Below are 19,690 nucleotides of genomic sequence, written 5' to 3'. Positions count from 1 at the left end.
CTTACAAAGGGTGCTACCTTTTTTGTCCCGAAAATTTAATTAGGGCCGAAGACGAACCCAGATAAGGCGAGCGAGCCTCGAAATTTCGAGACCGCACCTTATCACTTCTATCGAACGGAATAGGCTCGCCAAGACATCGTCAAGACGGTACAACCCGTGTTGATATGGTTTACGCCATACCTTGAACGGAACGCATCCTTTTTTTTTCCGATATTCCCTATTTTTATCGCAAAATTTTAAAACTGGACCGTAATTTCAGACTTTTCGTTGTAGGTGCTTCCTCAGGAGGGCGGTCCGCTATCACCAAATTGCTTTCTGAAATTCCGGCATCGATCAATGCCTGTTTTTTGATTGCCGTACATAGTGTCTTCGATACCCCATGGTCAAGCTCAATATGAATTTGGAAGAATATGCTTATATGGCCAGCCATGACCTGCAAGAACCGGTACGCAAGATCAGAACGTTCAATTCGATGCTGATGGACAAAATACAAGACACGGGGGCCGTTGAAAAATACGGACAGAAAATAGAGCGTTCGGCAGCACGTATGACCGATCTCATCCGGGATATCCTAGATTACAGCCACCTCAAGAACGGGCAGTCCATTGCCGAGACTATCGACTTGGACGACGTTTTGGAAGAATTGAAATCCGACCTTGAACTGATGATCGAAGAAAAGGATGTGCGTATCACGGCCGGCAAACTCGGGAAACTGTATGGGGTGCGGATACAGATATTCCAGCTTTTTGCAAATCTGGTTCGCAACAGTATAAAGTTTAGCGTAAACAGGCCGGAGGTCGGCATTGATGCCGTGATCTTGAGAGGTGCGGATATTGAAACGGACCAAAGGATAGATCCGCAAATGGACTATAAACGACTTCGGTTTTCCGATAATGGTATCGGCTTCGATGTCGACCGAAGCAATATCATTTTTAAGCCCTTCAAAAGGCTGCACTCTAAAAACGAATATTCGGGAACGGGGATCGGTTTGGCCATCTGCAAGCGTATCGTCGATCTGCACGGGGGCTATATCGAGGTGAAAAGCGAGACGGGAGAAGGTACCGAGTTCTTACTGTATTTTCCTGTAAGCAGGGAGTAAAGTAAAGCCAAACGGCTCTAGCGGAGAGAAAGGATCCGACCCATGCCAAACCGCAACGATCGCCTCCGTGCTCAGGGCCTCAAAACAAAATTAAGCTCATCGAGCTTCGAACAAGGGTCTTTCCAGTCCATATCGATTACCCGTTGGAGTATCTCCTTTAGTTTTATATGGCTCGACGGCTTTTCGATGAATCCATTGGCACCAAGATCATAGGCCTTTTTTACGTCGAGGGGATAGTTGCTGGTCGAGTACATGATTATGCACAGATCGTTGAGTCTCGGGGTAGCCCGTATCTCACATAAGCTGTCCAGACCGTTTTTGTGGGGCATATTGATATCGAGAAAGAGAATGTCGGGCAGGCGATTGTCCTTGTCAGACAAAAACTCCATCAGTTCCTGTCCATCGTTCAGGGTATCGACCTTAACTTTCGTCTCGAGTTCTTCCGCGGTCTCCTTAAAAATTTCGCGGTCGTCTTCATCGTCGTCGGTCAGAAGTAAAAAGAGATCCTTAACAAGTGTTGGTGCCATCCCTGATTATTTAGAAGGTTGTGCAGCGGACAAATATAATTGTTATCAATACGATTTACAACGTTTCTTATGCATTGAAGAACGGAAGTTGCGACAACTCGTTCTGCGTTGGAGACTGTTTTGAATTGTGTGATTAGAATTTTTGTAGGTCATTTTTGATGTCGATCCAGTCAAAATCATAGTGTAGCTACGGTATAAAATTTTAATGGGGCAGAAGAGCCGGTGGATGTGGTGGCGCTCAAAAAGGGCCCTACCCGCCTGACCGGCCGGGCAGGAAAAAATAAACGACAGACTTCAAATCAATCGCTTAGACCTGAACGTCAAAATCTTCGGTTACACCGCCCGCTGCACCACCTCAAAGATCTTGTTCCCATCGCACTTCAAAGTTTTGGATGGATATTTCAGAATCAGCGCGTAATCGTGGGTCGCCATCAAAATGGTACGTCCGGATTTATGGATTTCCTGCAATACTTTCATGACCTCTACGCTGGTCTGGGGGTCGAGGTTTCCGGTGGGCTCGTCGGCAAGGATGAGTTCGGGGTCGTTGAGCAGGGCACGGGCGATGGCGACCCGCTGTTGCTCGCCGCCCGAGAGCTGATGCGGGAACTTAAAGCCCTTGGTCTTCATGCCCACCTTGCCGAGCACGTCCTCGATCTTCAGTTTCATTTTTTGGGCATCTTTCCATCCCGTGGCCCTTAGAACAAAGGATAGGTTGTTGTTGATATTCCGGTCGGGGAGGAGCTTGAAATCCTGAAAGACGATGCCGAGTTTCCGGCGCAGAAACGGAATTTTTTTTTCCCGGAGTTTGGTGAGGTCGAAATCCACAATGCTTCCGGTGCCTTCCCTTAGGGGCAGATCGCCGTAGAGCGTTTTCATAAAACTGCTCTTTCCGCTCCCGGTCTTTCCGATCAGGTACACGAATTCCCCTTTTTTGACCTCGAGGTTGACCTCGTTCAGCACAAGGCTGTCCTTTTGAAAAATAGCCGCGTTTTTAAGTTCTAGGATGGTGTCTGACATTTTTTTAATGAATTAGTAGGCTAGTGAGTTGGGAATTAGCGAGTTTGTGTTTGAAAGAAATAAGCCCGGCGGGAACGACTGCGTCGGTCTCATGTTCAGTAAGCATCAAGAGCAATGGCACCGTAGTGACTTCGGTACGCGAATGTCACTTTAATTGGTTTTGTTGATATAAAAGTAATAAGTTCGGGCGTAAGGCAAAGGCCACTTTGATAAAATCTTTTTTTCTTTGTGTCCAAAACAATTTTACCCTTTCGAATATACGTATCCGCAATATTTACCGTTATTAAAATTAATATATAGGATATCCCAACAATCAGCTTGAACACTATGTTTTATAAATTAATCGCTTTTCTCCCACTCGTCTTGGGGACAGTCTACGTTGGGATATCCCAAGAGACCAAAATCTACACCCACGACCAGAAACGCTTTCAGGATGCTCTGGCCCTCTATAACAATGAGCAGTACCAAGCGGCGCAATCGATTTTTGCCAAGGTCAAGGAAAACACCGACAATCTCGAGACCAAGGCCAATAGCGCCTACTACGAGGCCAACGCCGCCGTACGCCTCAACCAGTTGGGGGCGGACCGGCTGATGGAAAGTTTTGTGGAAAACTATCCGACTTCCACCAAGCGCAACTCCGCTTTTGTCGATGTGGCGGAATATTATTTCGAAACCGGAAAATATCCCTATGCCCTGAAATGGTACAATAAGGTGGATCAGTACGCGCTATCCCCGGCGGAACGGGACAAATTTAACTTCAATTACGGCTATTCCCTCTTTTCCTCCGGAAAGAAAGAAGAGGCGGAAGGCTATCTCCGAAAAGTGGAGAATTCCGAAAAATACGGCTCCCAGGCCAAGTACTACCAAGGGTATATCGCCTATCAGGAAGATGATTACGACGAGGCCAACCGCCGTTTCGACCAGATCAAGGATCCTGAAATTCTGGAGGAGAAGATGGATTATTATCAGGCGGACATGAACTTCAAACTGGGCAAGTTCGAAGAGGCCATCCGTTTGGCGAAACAACAGCTGGCCAAAAATGACCGAAAGGAGAGGTCCGAACTCAGTAAGATCATCGGGGAGAGCTATTTTAATTTGGAGCAATATGCCGACGCCATTCCCTATTTGGAGGCGTATCGCGGAAAACGCGGTAAATTCAGCAATACGGATTATTACCTACTGGGATATTCCTTCTACAAGCAGGGCGATTACGCCAATGCCATCCAGCAGTTCAACAAGATTATCGGCGGTACGAACAGCGTTTCCCAAAATGCATATTATCACTTGGCGGAATGTTATCTAAAGTTGGACAAAAAACAGGAGGCCCTCAACGCGTTCCGGAACGCCTCCCAAATGGATTTTTCCCCTCAGATCAAAAAGGATGCCGACCTGAACTACGCTCGGTTGAGCTACGAGATCGGTAATCCCTATGAACCGGTCCCGAAAGTTATTTCCGATTATTTGGAGCGGTATCCCAACGGGGAAAATACGGAAGAGATGCAAGACCTACTGGTCGATTCGTACATCACCTCAAAGAATTTTGAGGGGGCAATGCGGCTGTTAGAAGAAAATCCGAAATACGCCAGCGAGGCCACCCACCAAAAAGTGGCGTACTACCGGGGCATCGAACTTTTTATGAACGGGAACTATGTAGCGGCCGTGGAAAATCTAGGGAAATCCCTCGACCGTCCCGAAGACTCGCTTTTTAAGGCTCGCGCCAATTATTGGAAGGCCGAGGCGGAATATCTACTGAACCGTTTCGACGATGCGCTGGTCGATTACATCCAGTTTCAGCAAAATCCCATGGCGAGCTCCACGGAGCAATACAACGAGCTCGACTATAATCTGGGCTATACTTATTTTAAGTTGAAGGACTACGACAACGCGATCTCGTATTTCAACAATTTTACTCAGGCGGGTACTGACGACACCCAAAAAATGTACGATGCGTACCTGCGTCTGGGCGACAGCTATTTTGTGACGAGCAAATACTGGCCGGCCATCGAGACCTACAATAAGGCCTTGGCGCTTCCGGGCACCGAAAAGGCCTACGCCGCTTTTCAAAAGGCCATGAGCTACGGTTTTGTCGATCGCCGGGATACCAAGATCGAGGAGCTGCGTAGGTTTGCCTCGGCCTATCCCAATACCAGCTTGCGCGACGATGCGCTTTTCGAGCTGGCGAACACTTTAATTTCCACGGGGCAGGAGCAGCAGGGCCTACAAACTTATGATCGGCTCATCCGTGAATATCAGGGCAGCTCTTTGGTGCCGGAGGCCAAGGTCCGTCAGGGGCTGGTGCACTACAACGCGAATCGCAATGAACAGGCGCTGGGCGAATTTAGATCCGTCGTACGTGACTTTCCCAACACCCAGGAAGCGGTGCAGGCCGTCTCCACCGCCAAACTGATCTACGTGGATCTGGGCCGGGTGGACGAGTATGCCGCTTGGGTCGAGAACCTTGACTTTGTGAATGTCACCGACCGCGAACTCGACAACGCTACGTTCGAATCCGCCGACAACCAGAATATGGAGGGCAAGAGGGATGCGGCCATCAGGGGCTACGAAAACTATATCGAGCAATTTCCGAACGGGGCCCATGCAGTGCAGTCGCATTTCAACCTGGCCCAACTTTATTTTGGAAAGGGACAGAAAGACAAGGCCCTGCCGCACTACAAGATCGTGGCCGACCAATCGGGCGGCGAATACGCCGAGCAGTCCCTTGCCAGGGTCTGTGAAATCTATATAGGGAAAGACGATTACGTCACCGTGCTACCGTATCTGGAGCGGCTTGAAGATCAGGCGGACATTCAACAGAACCGCGTGTTTGCACAGTCCAACCTTATGAAGGGCTACTATGAGCAGAATAATTTCGAGAAAACCTTGGCCTATGCCGATAAGGTATTGGCCGTACCGACCATCGACAACCGGATCAAAAGTGACGCCCAGATCATGATCGCCAGAGCCGCCATTGCCACCGGCGACGAGACCAAGGCAAAAAACGCCTATCAGGACGTATTGGAGATCGCGACCGGAGGCACCGCGGCCGAAGCACTATATTACGATGCCTACTTCAAGCACCTGGCCCAAGAGTTCGAGGCATCGAATGCATCCGTACAAAAACTGGCCAAGGATTATTCCAGCTATAAGGAATGGGGCGGCAAGGGCCTTGTTATCATGGCCAAGAATTTTTATGCCCTGGGCGATGCTTATCAGGCGACCTATATTTTGGAAAACGTAACGACCAATTTCAGCCAATATCCCGAACTGGTCTCCGAGGCGAAAGCGGAACTGGCGATCATAAAGTCGAAAGAGGCAAAAAGTAATTCATCGATTCGGACGGATTGAGAATGTTAAGGGTAGAGAGAAGAGAACAGAGAGAAGAGAATAAAGATTAGAGAACAAAGGCGGATAAGAGTCAAGAGCCAAGAATCAAGAGTAAGGAATAGAGAAAAGAGACCGATGTCCGTTCGAGCGCAGTCGAGAACTCCAACATGGCTGCCCGTCCAATAGGTCTCGTCTTCGCTCAACCTGACAGTAATGAACTAAGAACATGGGCTTCAGGAAGCTCAATTTGACTTCCGAAAATAATTCAAAAGAACACCATCTAGCATGAACAAAAACTGTAAACTCATTCTAATCATGATCATCGGGTTTTCGCACATCGGCTTCGCCCAAGAAGACGACAATGATGAGGAAACCGATGATATCGGAACCGAGACGGTTACGGTCACCAAGGCCTATACCCCGACCATCTCCGATGCTTTTAAGATCAAGACAATGCCTACGCTGGGAGATTCCATCGTTCTTCAAAAGAAAAAAGTAGAATACAGTATTTTTTCGGTACCCGTGGCCTCGACCTTTACCCCGGCCAAGGGAACGGCGACCGCTGTAAAGAAAACCCCGCCACCGATCTTGTACAACTCCTACGCCTCGGCAGGGGGCGGGAATCCCGCAAATTTTATGGCGAAGTTCTATACCAGCCGCGCCATTGATAGAGAGTCCGGATTTACGGTGGGGCTGGACCATAATTCCTCTTTCGGCGACATCAAGGGCGTGGCCCTGGACAACGTGTACTCCAACTCCGAAATTGGCGGTTCCTATACGAAGCGGGACCGCGATTTTGATTGGGGGGTGGACATCGGTGCCCAGCACCAGCTTTACAATTGGTACGGTATTCCCGATGGGGTCTTTACCGAGGCGGCGGTCAACGCCATGGACGAACGCCAAAATTATTTTATGGCAGAGGCGGGCGCCCATATCAACGTGCAGGATTCCTATTTCGAAAATGCGGAACTGGAGTACCGCCGGTTTTGGGATGCGATAAAATCGGGGGAGAACCGAGCGGTGTTCAAGACAGGTTTCGGATTTCCCGTGGCCGATGAATCCCTGGATATAAAAATAAAAATGGATTATATCAACGGCAGTTTTGACAATGCCGACCTGAACCGTGCGGCCAATACGGTGGGCATAGAATACGGACATCTACAGGCCGGCCTGAACCCGAACCTCACCTTGCTTGACGATGATTTTTCCCTGAATCTGGGCGTCAACCTGGTGTATGGCATCGATATGGAGAACGACGACGGCAATTTCTATATCTATCCAGCGGTGACAGCTTCCTATCGGCTACTCGATGAAATGGCCATTGCATATGGGGGGCTGGTAGGGGAACTACAGCAGAATTCATACTACGGATTTGTTGAGGAAAATCCCTATGTTTCCCCGACCTTGAACATCATCCCCACCGACACCAAGTACGATGGGTATGTGGGACTCAAAGGTCAGTTGCTGCCCTATCTCAGCTATAACGTAAAAGCATCGTACACCGCAGAAGATCGGAGTCCCCTTTTCAAACTGAATCCCCAAAATACGTTTCGCAACGACGATAAGAGCTATAATTTCGGCAATTCCTTCGAGGTGTTCTACGATGATATCAAAACGCTAGGTGCCTTCGGCGAGCTAAACGTAGATGTCAACCGCAACTTTACCTTGGGAGTAAACGCCGAATACTACCACTATTCCACCGAAACCGATAACCCGGCCTGGAACCGTCCCAGTTTAAAAGGGTCCCTTTTTATGGACTATCAGATCGGGGAGCAATGGTATGCGGGCGCCAATCTGTTTTATATAGGCGAGCGCGAAGATGTCGCCACGATTGCCGACCAGACGGGAATTCCCTCGAACTTTAGCGCTGAACGCGTCACCTTGGACGGTTTCTTCGATGCCAACGCACATTTGGGATACCGGTACAACAAGCAGCTCTCCATTTTTTTAAAAGCCGCCAATATCGCCAACGATAACTACCTGCGCTGGGCCAATTATCCCGTGCAAGGCTTGCAGGTGCTAGCGGGGATGACCTACAAATTTGATATTTAAGTTGCTGAGCCAAAGAGCCAAGGAGCCTAGCGCTCAGAGTCACGTCTTTTGCCGGACCGTTGGCCCGTGGCTGCGTCCTTTTTCTAATCGTTTACAGTCCATGAGTTTATAATCAATGCTGCTTTTCAGCCCAGGAATCTAAAAAGGGTTTTGCCACCTTGAGCGATTTTACCAAGCGCAGTCGAAGTGTTCGCCGTGATGTGTTTAACCGAAATTGATTGGGTGCTCTTCCATACACGTATTTAAAAAATCCAGTTATGAGTCGGGTTACTCGATGATAAATATAAAAATCTTGTCCCGAGTTAGTTCATTCTAGCAACCCTGAAATCCGATGAACGAGTATTCGCGTATGTTATCATTACCACTCTGGTGATGATTGTGGTATTCCCTACTTTTGCAAACTGGGATCCCCCCGAAAGAAATATGTTGCTATGCGCTTTTTTATTTCAAGTACACATGTTCTACATCAGGTATTCGAATTTTTCACGTGTTTTTCGAGGCTAAGAAATTGCGGCGCTTTGTTTTTGCTCTGCGCTGTAGTTCTAATCGGATGTAAATCCGATGACACCGAGCCCATCTTGGATGTCGACACCGACGGGGACGGGATTTTGGATGCCGATGAGATCATGAACGGTACAAGCAAGAACAACCCCTGCGACCCTAAACCGGCCCCCGGATATTCCGGTTACGATAAAAACAATACGATATGGCTAGGGGCGGATTGCGATTTGGACGGAATCACCAACGGGGAGGAGCTTGCGAACGGCACGAATCCCTTCGTCGATGAACTCAAGGATTCCGATGGCGACGGTATTCCCAATTTTCAGGAAATTGCCGATGGCACCGATAAAGAGAATCCCTGCGACCCCGCTCAAAATGAAGACTATACGGGCTACAACGCTTCGAGTTTGATTTGGGCGAAGGCGGACTGTGATGCCGATGGCGTATCCAATGGCGACGAGCTCGCCGACGGCACCAATCCCTATCTTGAGGACATTGAAGTAGTTTATGCCGTGGCGGAATTTCTTCCTAAACTGTCCGACCTACAATTGTTCAAGGGAAATCCCGCTGACCTGACTCCCAATAGCACCACGCATGAATACGGGTTGGCCACCCCGCTCTATACCGATTATGCCCACAAGTTCCGAACCATTTCCTTGCCCGAGGATGCGAAAATGACCTATAATGGAGCGGGCCTGTTGGAGTTTCCCGACAATACCGTCATTACCAAAACCTTTTACTATTTTAAGGACGAGCGGGACCCGTCCCTCGGAAAAAAACTGATCGAAACCCGATTGCTCATCAAGAAAAACGGCGCTTGGAGCATGGGCAACTATCTGTGGAACGACGAACAGAATGACGCCCAATTAGACAATGCGGCCCCGTTTGTGTCCATCGAATGGATCGATGGTTCGGGTGCGGTCCGGACCACCAATTACAAGGTACCCTTTACTATCAATTGTAACCAGTGCCATGACGTGGGCGGTGTAACCCTGCCTATCGGGCCCAAGGCCAGAAATATGAATTTTGTCTTTAAGGGAAAGAACCAGTTGCAGGATTTTTCTGATAAGGGATTACTTGCTAACCTACCGGCCCTTAACCAGATAGAAGCCTTGCCCAACTGGTCCGATATGTCTATCGGTCTAGAGGAGCGTACCAGGGCCTATATGGATGTAAATTGCGCCCATTGCCACCAGCCCGGTGGATTACAGGATTCGAATATGCCCGACCGGCCCGATTTAAGATATGAGGTTCCCTATGCCGATAGCAATATCTTCGAGTTCAAGGACGATATCAAAAATCGTGTGGCCACCTCGCCCGGATTCGGCCCTTCCATGCCTCAGGTCGGTATCTCCGAATTACATAGCGAAGGAGTAAACTTGATCCACATGTATATCGATTCACTGGAGTAAAATCAGTAATCCGAATACGCCGTAGGATATAAGAGCATTACGTCCGCCTTGTTCATGTTATTCAAATATTTCGGATCTGTCGAGAGTTCCCCCCATTTTTCCGAAGCGAAAAAAGCTTCCCAAACGGCATCCCGTTTATCCATATTGGGGTAGGTAGTCATATACATTAGGTTGGGCATGCGATTGCCCGAAAGTACTTCGGCGTAAAAAACGGCATTTGCGCCCAAAGCTTCAAAAAGCTCAATTTCTCCTCCGGCATTGAACATGTCCACTTTGTTTTTATAGGTAGCTTCTGTAGGCGATTCATAGCTGCGAAGTTCATATACCCGCTCTTTTCGGCTCCCTTCCACTTCCGAAGGTTTCATATGGGGCATCCCCGTAAAGGCACGCATCAAAACGGAATTGATCCTCTCGTATGGCGGTGCGTCATATTTCGCCTTGATATAGGGCATCCCTTGGGAAATATAGCTTTTGTCCTGCGCCAACATATCGTCCAAGGTCTCGAACTGTTCCAGGGAAACGAATGGAATTAAAACAAAAATTTTATAGGCGGCCAAGAAGTTGCTCGGCCGATATTTGAACACCCCGACATTTTCGATCCCCGCACGCTTCAGGGCCGGCAGGTAGGCATCCTTTAGGTAGGCATCCATCACACTATCCTGTTTTTCATTTTTTAGCGTATAGGTTTTTAGTTGGTAATAGTCCCGCTGCCGTGTTTGGGAATACGCGTCCGTGGTGACGGCGACGATCAGCAAAAGTGCCGAAAGCAGGATAAAAAATTGATTTTTCATGAAAGGTTTTATTACTGTTGCCCAAACTTAACGAAGTTCAGCCATATCAGCAGGAAATCCGATATGATTTTTCCATTAAATGGTTCAATTAAGAACAATTTCCCCGTAATTTGCAAATCATCGACCCCGATCGACAATTAAAAAAAGTCAATCCAATAACCCACCAGTTCACTAACTTCTACCTTCTAATGGACCTAAATCTAGCAGTATTAATCGACGGCGACAATATCCCCTCCGCCTATGTCAAGGAAATGATGGAGGAAATCGCCAAATACGGTAATCCGACCATCAAACGAATTTATGGGGATTGGACGAACCCGAGGTTGGGCAAGTGGAAGAACATCCTCCTGGAAAACGCGATCACCCCGATTCAGCAATACGGTTATACCCAAGGGAAGAACGCGACGGATTCCGCCATGATCATCGATGCGATGGATATTCTATATTCCGGAAAGGTGAACGGGTTCTGCATCGTGAGCAGTGATAGTGATTTTACCCGATTGGCGACCCGACTTCGGGAAGCGGGCATGCAGGTGTTCGGTATCGGTGAAAAGAAAACTCCCAGTCCCTTTATCGTGGCCTGTGACCGGTTTATTTACCTTGAAATCCTGAAAAAACCGGAGGCTACGGCCTCCAATGATTCGAAGGAGAAGTCCGGTTCCAAAAGCGAGGTGGAAAAGATTACGCCAAAAGACCTACGGTTTATGTCCACGACCATCGACGACGTCTCCGACGACGATGGCTGGGCCTTTTTGGGCGATGTGGGCAGCCTGTTGCAGAAAAAACAGCCCAACTTCGATTCCCGAAACTACGGGTTCCCGAAGCTAACCCCGTTATTGGCTTCCATTCCCCATTTCGACATCGAACGTCGCGAAGATGCCAAGGGACGCAAGAAACTGGTTTACGTCAAGATCAAGGAAAAGAAGCGTCCCAAATCACGTAAAAAATAAACGGTTTATTGGCGTGGGTTTGGGTGCAAGCAGCTTCAAATGAGTTCAATGCTGCGGGAAGAGGGGTTTTCAAAATGGCCAGAAGCGTCGGGTGCAGCCTCACTGCTGTAACAAGGTCCGCTCGAGAGTAGGACCTATGTTTCAACTCCTTCGATTTTTTGTTTACTTTTAGGGCTCATGTTAACCAAAATAATACGAAAATGAAAAATACCTTTAAATTTTACGGATGGTCGATAGTTTTATTGCTTTTTGGCGCTACGACGGCGCTGGCCAACGGTTTTTTTCATATGACGGAATTGGGACACGGGCCGGCCGGAATTATTGGCGACAGTCCGACTGAAACGGGACAAAGTGCTCCAACGACAACCACGAAGGACAATCTTGTCGGCGGATGGAGCTATACCGTGCAAGGTGCCCCCGCAGGCTATGAAAAAGGATTGCTGATGATCGTCAAGGAGGGTGACAATTATAAGGTGCAGGTGCAGATCGGCAGCGGTACTATCCAAGGCGACAATGTGAAGGTCAACGGCAATACTATTGATTTTGAGGTCATGGTCGAAGGCGGCATGGTCTCGGTCAACCTGACGGCGAAAGGCGATACGATTTCTGGCAAAAGTACCTCTCCCGAAGGTTCCTATACCATAACCGGGGAAAAGACCCTGTCAATGGGTTGATAGCCTGAAGGCAAGACGAGGCCAGTAGTTTTGCTGTTCACCACCGGTAGATTGTCGGCCCATACCTAAAGATAGTGTGATAAAATGAAAAAAATACTGCCGTTACTTTTATTAGTTCTTGCCAGTTGTGATAACGCCAAGGAAAAAGTGGATTTGCTCGTTGTCAATGCCAATGTGTACACCGTCGACGATGAATTTTCGAAAGCGGAGGCCTTCGCCGTAAACGAAGGAAAGTTCACGGCGGTGGGAACCACCGAGGAAATCCGAGATTCCTATACCGCCGATGAAATAATCGATGCGGACGGGCGTACGATAACCCCAGGGCTTATCGATGCCCATTGCCACTTCTATGGTTTGGGACTCAACCAGCAAACCGTTGACCTTACCGGCACCCAAAGTTTTGTAGAAGTGTTGGAACGGGTGGAGCAATTTCAAAAAAAAAATCGCAAGGATTTTATCCTGGGACGGGGATGGGACCAGAACGACTGGGAAGACAAAGAATACCCCACGCGTAAGGAACTGGACGAACTTTTTCCCGATACACCGGTAGTCTTGACCCGAATCGATGGGCACGCCATGCTGGTCAACAAGGCCGCCCTTGATTTGGCCGGTATCGATCGGCAGACCCAAGTCGAAGGCGGTGAAATCGTAAAGGGCGCCATGGGCCTCACGGGCGTGCTGGTCGATAACCCCATGCAGCTCATCAATTCCATTACCCCGGCACCGGACCGGGAAACCCGCATCGAAGCTTTAAAGGATGCCGAGCGGATCTGTTTGGACTATGGACTGACCACTGTCAACGACGCGGGTATCGGCAGATCGACCATCGAACTTATCGACAGCCTTCAACAGGTCGGCGAACTATCCATCCGGGTGTATGCCATGGTGGGCAATACCCCGGAAAATTTGGACCATTACATTGGGCAGGGCCCCATGAAGACCGACCTTTTGAACGTGCGTTCCGTAAAGGTATATGCCGACGGCGCACTGGGATCGAGAGGTGCCTATCTCAAGGAGCCCTATTCCGATAAACCGGGTTATCGCGGCGCCATGGTCACCCCGATCGATGAAATCGAAGCCTTGGCCCAGAGGCTTGCGGATTCCGAATATCAGATGAACACACACGCCATAGGTGATTCTGCCAATGCCGTGGTGCTGCGTGCGTACCAAAATGTGTTGGACGACAGTGCCGATCGCCGCTGGAAGGTGGAGCACGCCCAAATTATCGATCCGGTCGATTTCAAATATTTTGGGAAGAATATTATTCCCTCGGTACAGCCCACCCACGCTACTAGCGATATGTATTGGGCCGAAGACCGCTTAGGGGAAGAACGGATGCACGGGGCCTACGCCTTTAAACAATTATTGGATCAAGCGGGAACGGTCGCACTAGGAACCGACTTCCCCGTCGAAAAGGTGAGCCCCTTTTTGACCTTCTACGCCGCCGTGGCCCGAAAAGACCTCGAAGGATATCCCGAGGGGGGATTTCAAACAGAAGATGCCCTTTCCCGGGAAGAAGCGTTGAAAGGGATGACCATTTGGGCCGCCCATTCCAACTTTGAAGAAGATGAAAAGGGAAGCATCGAAAAGGGCAAATTCGCCGATTTTGTGATTTACGACAAAGATTTGATGCAGGTGCCAATGGATGAGATTCCTGCCATTACCGCCGAGCAGACCTTTGTGAGCGGAAAAGCTCGCTGAGAGCGTCTTACAGTACCACCTCAGGTTTAGGTTTCGGAAAGGATAAGCATAAAAAAAACCGAAGTCCAAAGACCCCGGTTTTAGATGGTAGCATTTCAGGAAATCGCTGTTATTATTTTACGGTAATCGGTACCGAGACCCGAGTCTTGTCCCATCCCATCACCATATCGGCACCCTGGTCCGTTTCCTTAAAGGCGATGGAAAACTCTTCCAAAGACTTGGAATCGGTGTTATGAGGCACTTTGACCCGTGCCACATCGGCACTTTCGTCGTAGGAGTAGGCGCCCCATTGGTTGAGGTTTTTGTTCAGGGCAACGGTCCACTCTCCCTGGTCGGGAATGGTGAACAGTGAATACGTTCCGGCCTTTATGTCCCTTCCTCCAAAATTGACGTCCTTATAAAAAGTGATTTCCGTGGCTTCGTTGGCCCCGGTCCGCCATACCTCTCCTTGAGGAGCGAGTTCGTTCATGGACCTTCCCTTAAGCTGCGGCCGGCTGTAAATGATACGAATGACTTTGTCGGCATTCTGATAGTTGGTGGGAAAGGAAGCCATATCCATTGGGCTTTTGTCGATTCCACTAAACTCCTGTGCGGCGACTTCCGTCGAAGCCATTAGGATCAATGCCAAGAAGGCAGCAGTACATACTTTTTTCATAGTCTTTCTTTTTGGCCCTTTATAGATTTGCAGGGCGATTGGATTATTTTCGGTTAAATCTAAACTGAATTCGTCTTATTTTTTCTTAAAAGGGCGTTAAATTTAGCCCCGCTTACACTTTGTCCACCCAAAACAACTATCAAATAAGTATTTGTTACAAATCAAAACAATAAATAATGAATATTCTATAATAAATAATCAATATTGGTTCTGATGTTTGGTATTAGAACAATAAGTCCCATATTTGCCTAGAAATTAATACTAAACGAACAAGTCATGTGTGGAATTGTATGTGCATTCGATATAAAACAGCCCAGTGAAATCTTAAGGCCACAGTTGTTGGAAATGTCAAAGAAAGTGAGACATCGCGGTCCGGATTGGAGCGGGATATATGCGGATGATAAGGCGGTCATGGCCCACGAAAGATTGGCCATCGTCGATCCCGCTTCGGGGAAACAACCTTTGTTGAGTGCCGATAAAAAATTGGTACTGGCCGCCAATGGGGAGATTTATAACCACCGCGAGCTACGCAAACAGTTCGAGGGCGAGTACGAATTTCAAACGGAATCCGATTGTGAGGTCATTTTGGCTCTGTACCGGAAAAAGGGTCCCGATTTTATCGATGAAATGAACGGTATTTTCGGGTTTGCCATTTACGACGTGGAAAAAGACGAATATTTTATCGCCCGCGACCACATGGGTATTATTCCTTTATATATAGGATGGGATAAAAACGGCACCTTTTACGTGGCTTCGGAACTTAAGGCCTTGGAAGGCACCTGCACCAAAATCGAGCTGTTCCCACCGGGACATTATTTTCATAGCAGCGATGGGGAATTTAAAAAGTGGTACACCCGGGATTGGATGGAATACGGGGCCGTAAAGGAGAACGAGACCAGCATCCAAGAAATACGGGAAGCTTTGGAGGCAGCGGTACACCGACAGCTGATGTCCGACGTACCGTACGGAGTGCTACTTTCGGGGGGGTTGGACTCCTCCGTAACCTCGGCCATCGCCAAAAAATATGCAGAAAAACGAATCGAGTCCGACGACACGACCGGCGCTTGGTGGCCGCAACTGCACTCATTTTCGGTGGGACTGAAAGGGTCTCCCGACCTCGCTGCCGCGCAAAAGGTGGCCGATCATATCGGGACGGTGCACCATGAAATCGAGTTTACCATCCAAGAGGGCCTCGACGCCATTAAGGACGTGGTGTACAACCTGGAAACCTATGATATTACGACCATTCGCGCCTCGACCCCCATGTACCTTATGGCCCGTGTCATCAAATCCATGGGGATAAAAATGGTACTCTCAGGAGAGGGGGCGGACGAACTCTTCGGGGGCTACCTCTACTTTCACAAGGCCCCGAATGCCAAGGAATTCCATGAGGAAACCGTACGGAAGTTGAGCAAGTTGCACATGTACGACTGTCTGCGGGCCAACAAAAGTCTGGCCGCCTGGGGCATCGAGGGTCGGGTGCCGTTCTTGGACAAGGAGTTTATGGATGTCGCCATGCGCATCAATCCAGAGGATAAAATGATCAACGGCGAACGGATGGAGAAATGGGTCGTCCGCAAGGCCTTTGAAGACTACCTGCCCGAAAGCGTTGCCTGGCGACAGAAGGAGCAGTTTTCCGATGGGGTCGGCTATAGCTGGATCGACACCCTGAAAGTATTGGTCAACGATGAAGTATCCGACGAGCAATTGGCCAATGCGAAGTACCGCTTTCCGATACAGACCCCGACCAGTAAGGAGGAGTATTACTACCGTTCCATTTTTGAATCGCATTTCCCCTCCGATGCGGCCGCGCAATGCGTGCCCCAAGAAGCCTCTGTAGCCTGCAGTACCCAGATAGCGCTGGAGTGGGACGAGGCCTTTAAGAACATGAACGATCCGTCCGGTAGGGCAGTGGCCATGGTGCACACGGACGCTTATTAACAAGACCGTTCTAAGTGACGATAAAGATCGGAGATAGAACCGTTAGTTCACTTGCTTTTTCCACAAATATTGTTGATAACTTCAAGATTAACATTATCCCAAAACCCTATATTCCATAGGGTTTTGCCTATATTTGTAGGATTGCGAAATTGAGTAGACGAACAACTGTAAAATCCTATGAGCGAACAACCGAATAAAGGGGAAGAACTGAACCCGGAAAACGAAGCAGGACAAGATCGGAAAGAAATTTCCGGGACGGACGAAAGCACTATTCCAAGGCAATATTCCGCGGACAGTATTCAGGCCCTCGAGGGCATGGAGCACGTGCGTATGCGGCCTTCGATGTACATTGGTGACGTCGGCTCCAGAGGCCTGCACCATTTGGTTTACGAGGTGGTGGATAACTCCATCGACGAGGCCATGGGCGGGTACTGCGATGCCATCAGCGTTGTTATCAACGAAGACAATTCTATCACTACCCGCGATAACGGCCGGGGGATTCCCGTTGACCTGCACAAAAAAGAAGGTGTTTCGGCCCTTGAGGTGGTAATGACCAAGATTGGTGCGGGAGGCAAGTTCGATAAGGATTCTTACAAGGTCTCAGGAGGATTGCACGGGGTCGGGGTGTCCGTCGTAAACGCACTTTCCGATAGCTTGAAGGCGACCGTCTATCGCGACGGGAAGATTTGGGAACAGGAATACTCAAGAGGAAAGCCCTTATATCCGGTGAAAAGTGTCGGGGAGACTACGGAGCGGGGCACGGAGGTCACTTTCCATCCTGATACCGATATCTTCAAACAGTCCATCGAGTACAGTTACGAGACCTTGGCCAGCCGCATGCGCGAACTGTCCTTTTTGAACAAGGGAGTGACGATTTCCATCACGGATAGGCGTGAAAAGGATGACGATGGGGAATTCGTTTCCGAAACTTTCTATTCCGACGAAGGGCTGAAGGAGTTTATCCGGTTCCTCGATGGCACCCGGGTGCCGCTGATTCAGAACGTCATCGCGATGGAAGGCGAAAAGAACGATATTCCCGTTGAGGTCGCCATGATCTACAACGACAGCTATACCGAGAATCTGCATTCTTACGTCAATAATATCAACACCCACGAGGGGGGTACGCATCTTTCAGGATTTAGAAGGGGATTGACGACCACCCTAAAAAAGTATGCCGATGCCTCGGGAATGTTGGACAAGGTGAAATTCGAGATCCAAGGGGACGATTTTAGGGAAGGGCTAACCGCTATCGTGTCGGTCAAGGTGGCCGAGCCCCAGTTCGAGGGACAGACCAAAACGAAATTAGGCAACCGCGAGGTATCCGCCTCCGTTTCCCAAACGGTCTCTGAAATGCTGACCAACTACCTGGAAGAGCATCCCGATGACGCCAAGGCCATCATCGAAAAGGTCAAACTGGCCGCCCAGGCCCGACATGCGGCCACCAAGGCCCGGGAAATGGTACAGCGCAAGAATCCGATGAGCATCGGGGGACTGCCCGGAAAACTCTCCGACTGCTCCGAACAGGACCCCGCCCAATGCGAAGTGTTCCTCGTCGAGGGGGATTCCGCCGGGGGTACCGCGAAAATGGGAAGGGACCGGAAATTTCAAGCGATATTGCCACTCCGGGGTAAAATATTGAATGTCGAGAAGGCCATGAGCCACAAGGTCTTCGAAAACGAAGAAATCAAGAACATCTATACCGCCCTTGGAGTGACCATTGGTACGGAGGAGGACAGCAAGGCGCTCAATCTAGATAAACTGCGCTACCACAAGGTAGTCATTATGTGTGATGCAGATGTTGACGGTAGCCATATCGAGACCCTGATCCTTACCTTCTTTTTCCGCTATATGCGCGAACTGATCGAAGGCGGGCACGTGTACATCGCTACACCGCCGCTTTATATGGTAAAAAAGGGCAGCAAGAAACGCTACGCTTGGTCCGACGAAGAACGGGACGAAATTGCCGACAGCTATAGCGGTGGGGTCAGCATTCAGCGTTACAAAGGTCTTGGGGAAATGAACGCCGAACAACTTTGGGATACGACTATGGATCCGGACTTTAGGATACTACGGCAGATTACGATCGATAATGCCACGGAAACCGATCGTACCTTTAGCATACTCATGGGCGATGAGGTGCCCCCGCGAAGGGAGTTTATCGAGAAAAACGCCAAGTACGCGAACATTGATGTTTAATAGGGGGGGCAGGGCGCGCACGCAAGTCGGGCGAACCCCTGCCATTGTTGCATCTTCCTTGATGGCGGACATGCAATTGCAGTCGTTTGGAATCTGGTCAAAATGTCGTCCATAATTTCGATACATCATCGCGAGAGCTGCAAACGATAAAAAATAAAAAGCCGCAAGTCACGATGACTGCGGCTTTTTGGCGTATTTGAAATTGACTGTGAACTGACTAATTTTTTAAGGTCCGAAATCGAATGCGTCGTCCGATGCTACCTGAAAAACACGTGATGCGTGTTTAATAGGGCAGTTATTCCCTTCGAGCTATAACGTGGCCCTCGATATTCGACAACAACTCCACCTCATTTTGCTTTTGCAGCGAAAATACTTCCGACCCGTTATTAGGGTCGAGATACGTGATACCGTATTCTTCGTTCTCATAGCTCCAATGAAAATCTGTTTTGAACGTGATGTGGCCGTTCCTTATTTCATGATAACGGCCAAGATAGGCATCGTTGAAAACCCATTCTCGGAGCAAGGCCTGGTTTCCGGCCGTTTCCGTGGTCTTTGACAGCCCAAGGTCGGTCCAGATGCCAATGATAGGGTTGTTGTTTTCTGGAAGTCGGGTACAATTACTGACGGCAATAATGCCGAGAATGGCCAGTAAGGAGAATAGCTTTTTCACTAGGTACGATTTGGAAGGATTCGGGAGTCATATAAAAAGAACGTAAGACGAGCATTTTCTATTGCTAAAAATCGACGTACGGTTCGTTAACCTTTCCATTTTTCGTTGAAGCGCAATTTTTTTTAACGTTTAGTGCGTTTCATCGATGATTTTCAGCAACCCCAACTTCTAATTCTGTGT

Annotated in this window: 14 protein-coding genes; 9 read left to right on the top strand and 5 right to left on the bottom strand. The window is 48.9% G+C overall.

Features of this window, described 5'->3' with window-relative positions:
- Positions 1 to 379: 379 nt before the first annotated feature.
- Entirely contained in the window at positions 380 to 1,099 is a 720-nt protein-coding gene (locus RQM65_RS03590; protein ID WP_314012805.1) for a sensor histidine kinase, read from the top strand.
- A gap of 71 nt (positions 1,100 to 1,170) precedes the next feature.
- On the opposite strand, the gene RQM65_RS03585 is transcribed toward RQM65_RS03590, so the two are convergent.
- Both RQM65_RS03585 and RQM65_RS03580 read right to left on the bottom strand, forming a co-directional pair.
- Positions 1,171 to 1,626, bottom strand: a complete 456-nt coding sequence (locus tag RQM65_RS03585; RefSeq protein WP_314012803.1) for a response regulator — start codon at positions 1,624 to 1,626, stop codon at positions 1,171 to 1,173.
- A 333-nt stretch (positions 1,627 to 1,959) separates the two neighbouring features.
- Positions 1,960 to 2,643 carry a cell division ATP-binding protein FtsE gene (locus RQM65_RS03580; RefSeq protein ID WP_314012801.1) on the bottom strand — a complete coding sequence of 228 codons (684 nt, stop codon included), beginning with the start codon at positions 2,641 to 2,643 and terminating at the stop codon, positions 1,960 to 1,962.
- 327 nt (positions 2,644 to 2,970) lie between these two features.
- On the opposite strand from RQM65_RS03580, the gene RQM65_RS03575 reads away from it, so the two are divergent.
- The 3 genes from RQM65_RS03575 to RQM65_RS03565 all read left to right on the top strand — a co-directional run bounded on the left by RQM65_RS03575 (position 2,971) and on the right by RQM65_RS03565 (position 9,932).
- On the top strand, positions 2,971 to 5,988 hold the full coding sequence (locus tag RQM65_RS03575; RefSeq protein ID WP_314012799.1) for a tetratricopeptide repeat protein: 3,018 nt from the start codon (positions 2,971 to 2,973) through the stop codon (positions 5,986 to 5,988).
- Between the two features lie 264 nt (positions 5,989 to 6,252).
- On the top strand, positions 6,253 to 8,019 hold the full coding sequence (locus tag RQM65_RS03570) for a TonB-dependent receptor (protein WP_314012797.1): 1,767 nt from the start codon (positions 6,253 to 6,255) through the stop codon (positions 8,017 to 8,019).
- A gap of 518 nt (positions 8,020 to 8,537) precedes the next feature.
- Positions 8,538 to 9,932, top strand: coding sequence for a hypothetical protein (locus RQM65_RS03565; RefSeq protein ID WP_314012795.1), 1,395 nt, complete (start codon positions 8,538 to 8,540; stop codon positions 9,930 to 9,932).
- A gap of 2 nt (positions 9,933 to 9,934) precedes the next feature.
- Here RQM65_RS03565 and RQM65_RS03560 read toward each other — a convergent pair whose 3' ends face one another.
- Complete coding sequence (locus RQM65_RS03560; protein WP_314012794.1) at positions 9,935 to 10,723, bottom strand: NIPSNAP family protein; 789 nt, start codon at positions 10,721 to 10,723, stop codon at positions 9,935 to 9,937.
- Between the two features lie 188 nt (positions 10,724 to 10,911).
- On the opposite strand from RQM65_RS03560, the gene RQM65_RS03555 reads away from it, so the two are divergent.
- The 3 genes from RQM65_RS03555 to RQM65_RS03545 all read left to right on the top strand — a co-directional run bounded on the left by RQM65_RS03555 (position 10,912) and on the right by RQM65_RS03545 (position 14,048).
- Positions 10,912 to 11,673, top strand: a complete 762-nt coding sequence (locus RQM65_RS03555; RefSeq protein WP_314012792.1) for an NYN domain-containing protein — start codon at positions 10,912 to 10,914, stop codon at positions 11,671 to 11,673.
- Positions 11,674 to 11,873: 200 nt separating this feature from the next.
- Positions 11,874 to 12,347: a hypothetical protein gene (locus tag RQM65_RS03550; protein WP_314012791.1), complete on the top strand. Its 474-nt coding sequence runs from the start codon at positions 11,874 to 11,876 to the stop codon at positions 12,345 to 12,347.
- An 84-nt stretch (positions 12,348 to 12,431) separates the two neighbouring features.
- A complete protein-coding gene (locus RQM65_RS03545; RefSeq protein ID WP_314012789.1) occupies positions 12,432 to 14,048 on the top strand; it encodes an amidohydrolase in 1,617 nt (538 codons plus the stop codon).
- Between the two features lie 112 nt (positions 14,049 to 14,160).
- On the opposite strand, the gene RQM65_RS03540 is transcribed toward RQM65_RS03545, so the two are convergent.
- Positions 14,161 to 14,703 (bottom strand): DUF2911 domain-containing protein, encoded by a 543-nt coding sequence (locus RQM65_RS03540; protein ID WP_314012787.1) that lies wholly within the window; start codon positions 14,701 to 14,703, stop codon positions 14,161 to 14,163.
- 276 nt (positions 14,704 to 14,979) lie between these two features.
- Here RQM65_RS03540 and asnB point away from each other — a divergent pair, with 276 nt between their 5' ends.
- On the top strand, positions 14,980 to 16,644 hold the full coding sequence (gene asnB / locus RQM65_RS03535) for an asparagine synthase B (RefSeq protein WP_314012785.1): 1,665 nt from the start codon (positions 14,980 to 14,982) through the stop codon (positions 16,642 to 16,644).
- Between the two features lie 177 nt (positions 16,645 to 16,821).
- Complete coding sequence (gene gyrB / locus RQM65_RS03530; RefSeq protein WP_314012783.1) at positions 16,822 to 18,840, top strand: DNA topoisomerase (ATP-hydrolyzing) subunit B; 2,019 nt, start codon at positions 16,822 to 16,824, stop codon at positions 18,838 to 18,840.
- 295 nt (positions 18,841 to 19,135) lie between these two features.
- Here gyrB and RQM65_RS03525 read toward each other — a convergent pair whose 3' ends face one another.
- Complete coding sequence (locus RQM65_RS03525) at positions 19,136 to 19,510, bottom strand: hypothetical protein (protein ID WP_314012781.1); 375 nt, start codon at positions 19,508 to 19,510, stop codon at positions 19,136 to 19,138.
- Between the last annotated feature and the right edge of the window lie 180 nt (positions 19,511 to 19,690).

The sequence above is a fragment of the Pricia mediterranea genome (genome assembly GCF_032248455.1).
GTDB classification, from domain to species: domain Bacteria; phylum Bacteroidota; class Bacteroidia; order Flavobacteriales; family Flavobacteriaceae; genus Pricia; species Pricia mediterranea.
Note: the sequence above shows the minus strand (reverse complement) of the source record. Positions and strands in the feature narration are given on the sequence as shown.

Bases quoted from the DNA above. Each gene is read 5' to 3' on its own strand.
- RQM65_RS03590 (WP_314012805.1), top strand. From the start codon at position 380: ATGGTCAAGCTCAATATGAATTTGGAAGAATATGCTTATATGGCCAGC.
- RQM65_RS03585 (WP_314012803.1), bottom strand. From the start codon at position 1,626: ATGGCACCAACACTTGTTAAGGATCTCTTTTTACTTCTGACCGACGAC.
- RQM65_RS03580 (WP_314012801.1), bottom strand. From the start codon at position 2,643: ATGTCAGACACCATCCTAGAACTTAAAAACGCGGCTATTTTTCAAAAG.
- RQM65_RS03575 (WP_314012799.1), top strand. From the start codon at position 2,971: ATGTTTTATAAATTAATCGCTTTTCTCCCACTCGTCTTGGGGACAGTC.
- RQM65_RS03570 (WP_314012797.1), top strand. From the start codon at position 6,253: ATGAACAAAAACTGTAAACTCATTCTAATCATGATCATCGGGTTTTCG.
- RQM65_RS03560 (WP_314012794.1), bottom strand. From the start codon at position 10,723: ATGAAAAATCAATTTTTTATCCTGCTTTCGGCACTTTTGCTGATCGTC.
- RQM65_RS03555 (WP_314012792.1), top strand. From the start codon at position 10,912: ATGGACCTAAATCTAGCAGTATTAATCGACGGCGACAATATCCCCTCC.
- RQM65_RS03550 (WP_314012791.1), top strand. From the start codon at position 11,874: ATGAAAAATACCTTTAAATTTTACGGATGGTCGATAGTTTTATTGCTT.
- RQM65_RS03545 (WP_314012789.1), top strand. From the start codon at position 12,432: ATGAAAAAAATACTGCCGTTACTTTTATTAGTTCTTGCCAGTTGTGAT.
- RQM65_RS03540 (WP_314012787.1), bottom strand. From the start codon at position 14,703: ATGAAAAAAGTATGTACTGCTGCCTTCTTGGCATTGATCCTAATGGCT.
- asnB (WP_314012785.1), top strand. From the start codon at position 14,980: ATGTGTGGAATTGTATGTGCATTCGATATAAAACAGCCCAGTGAAATC.
- gyrB (WP_314012783.1), top strand. From the start codon at position 16,822: ATGAGCGAACAACCGAATAAAGGGGAAGAACTGAACCCGGAAAACGAA.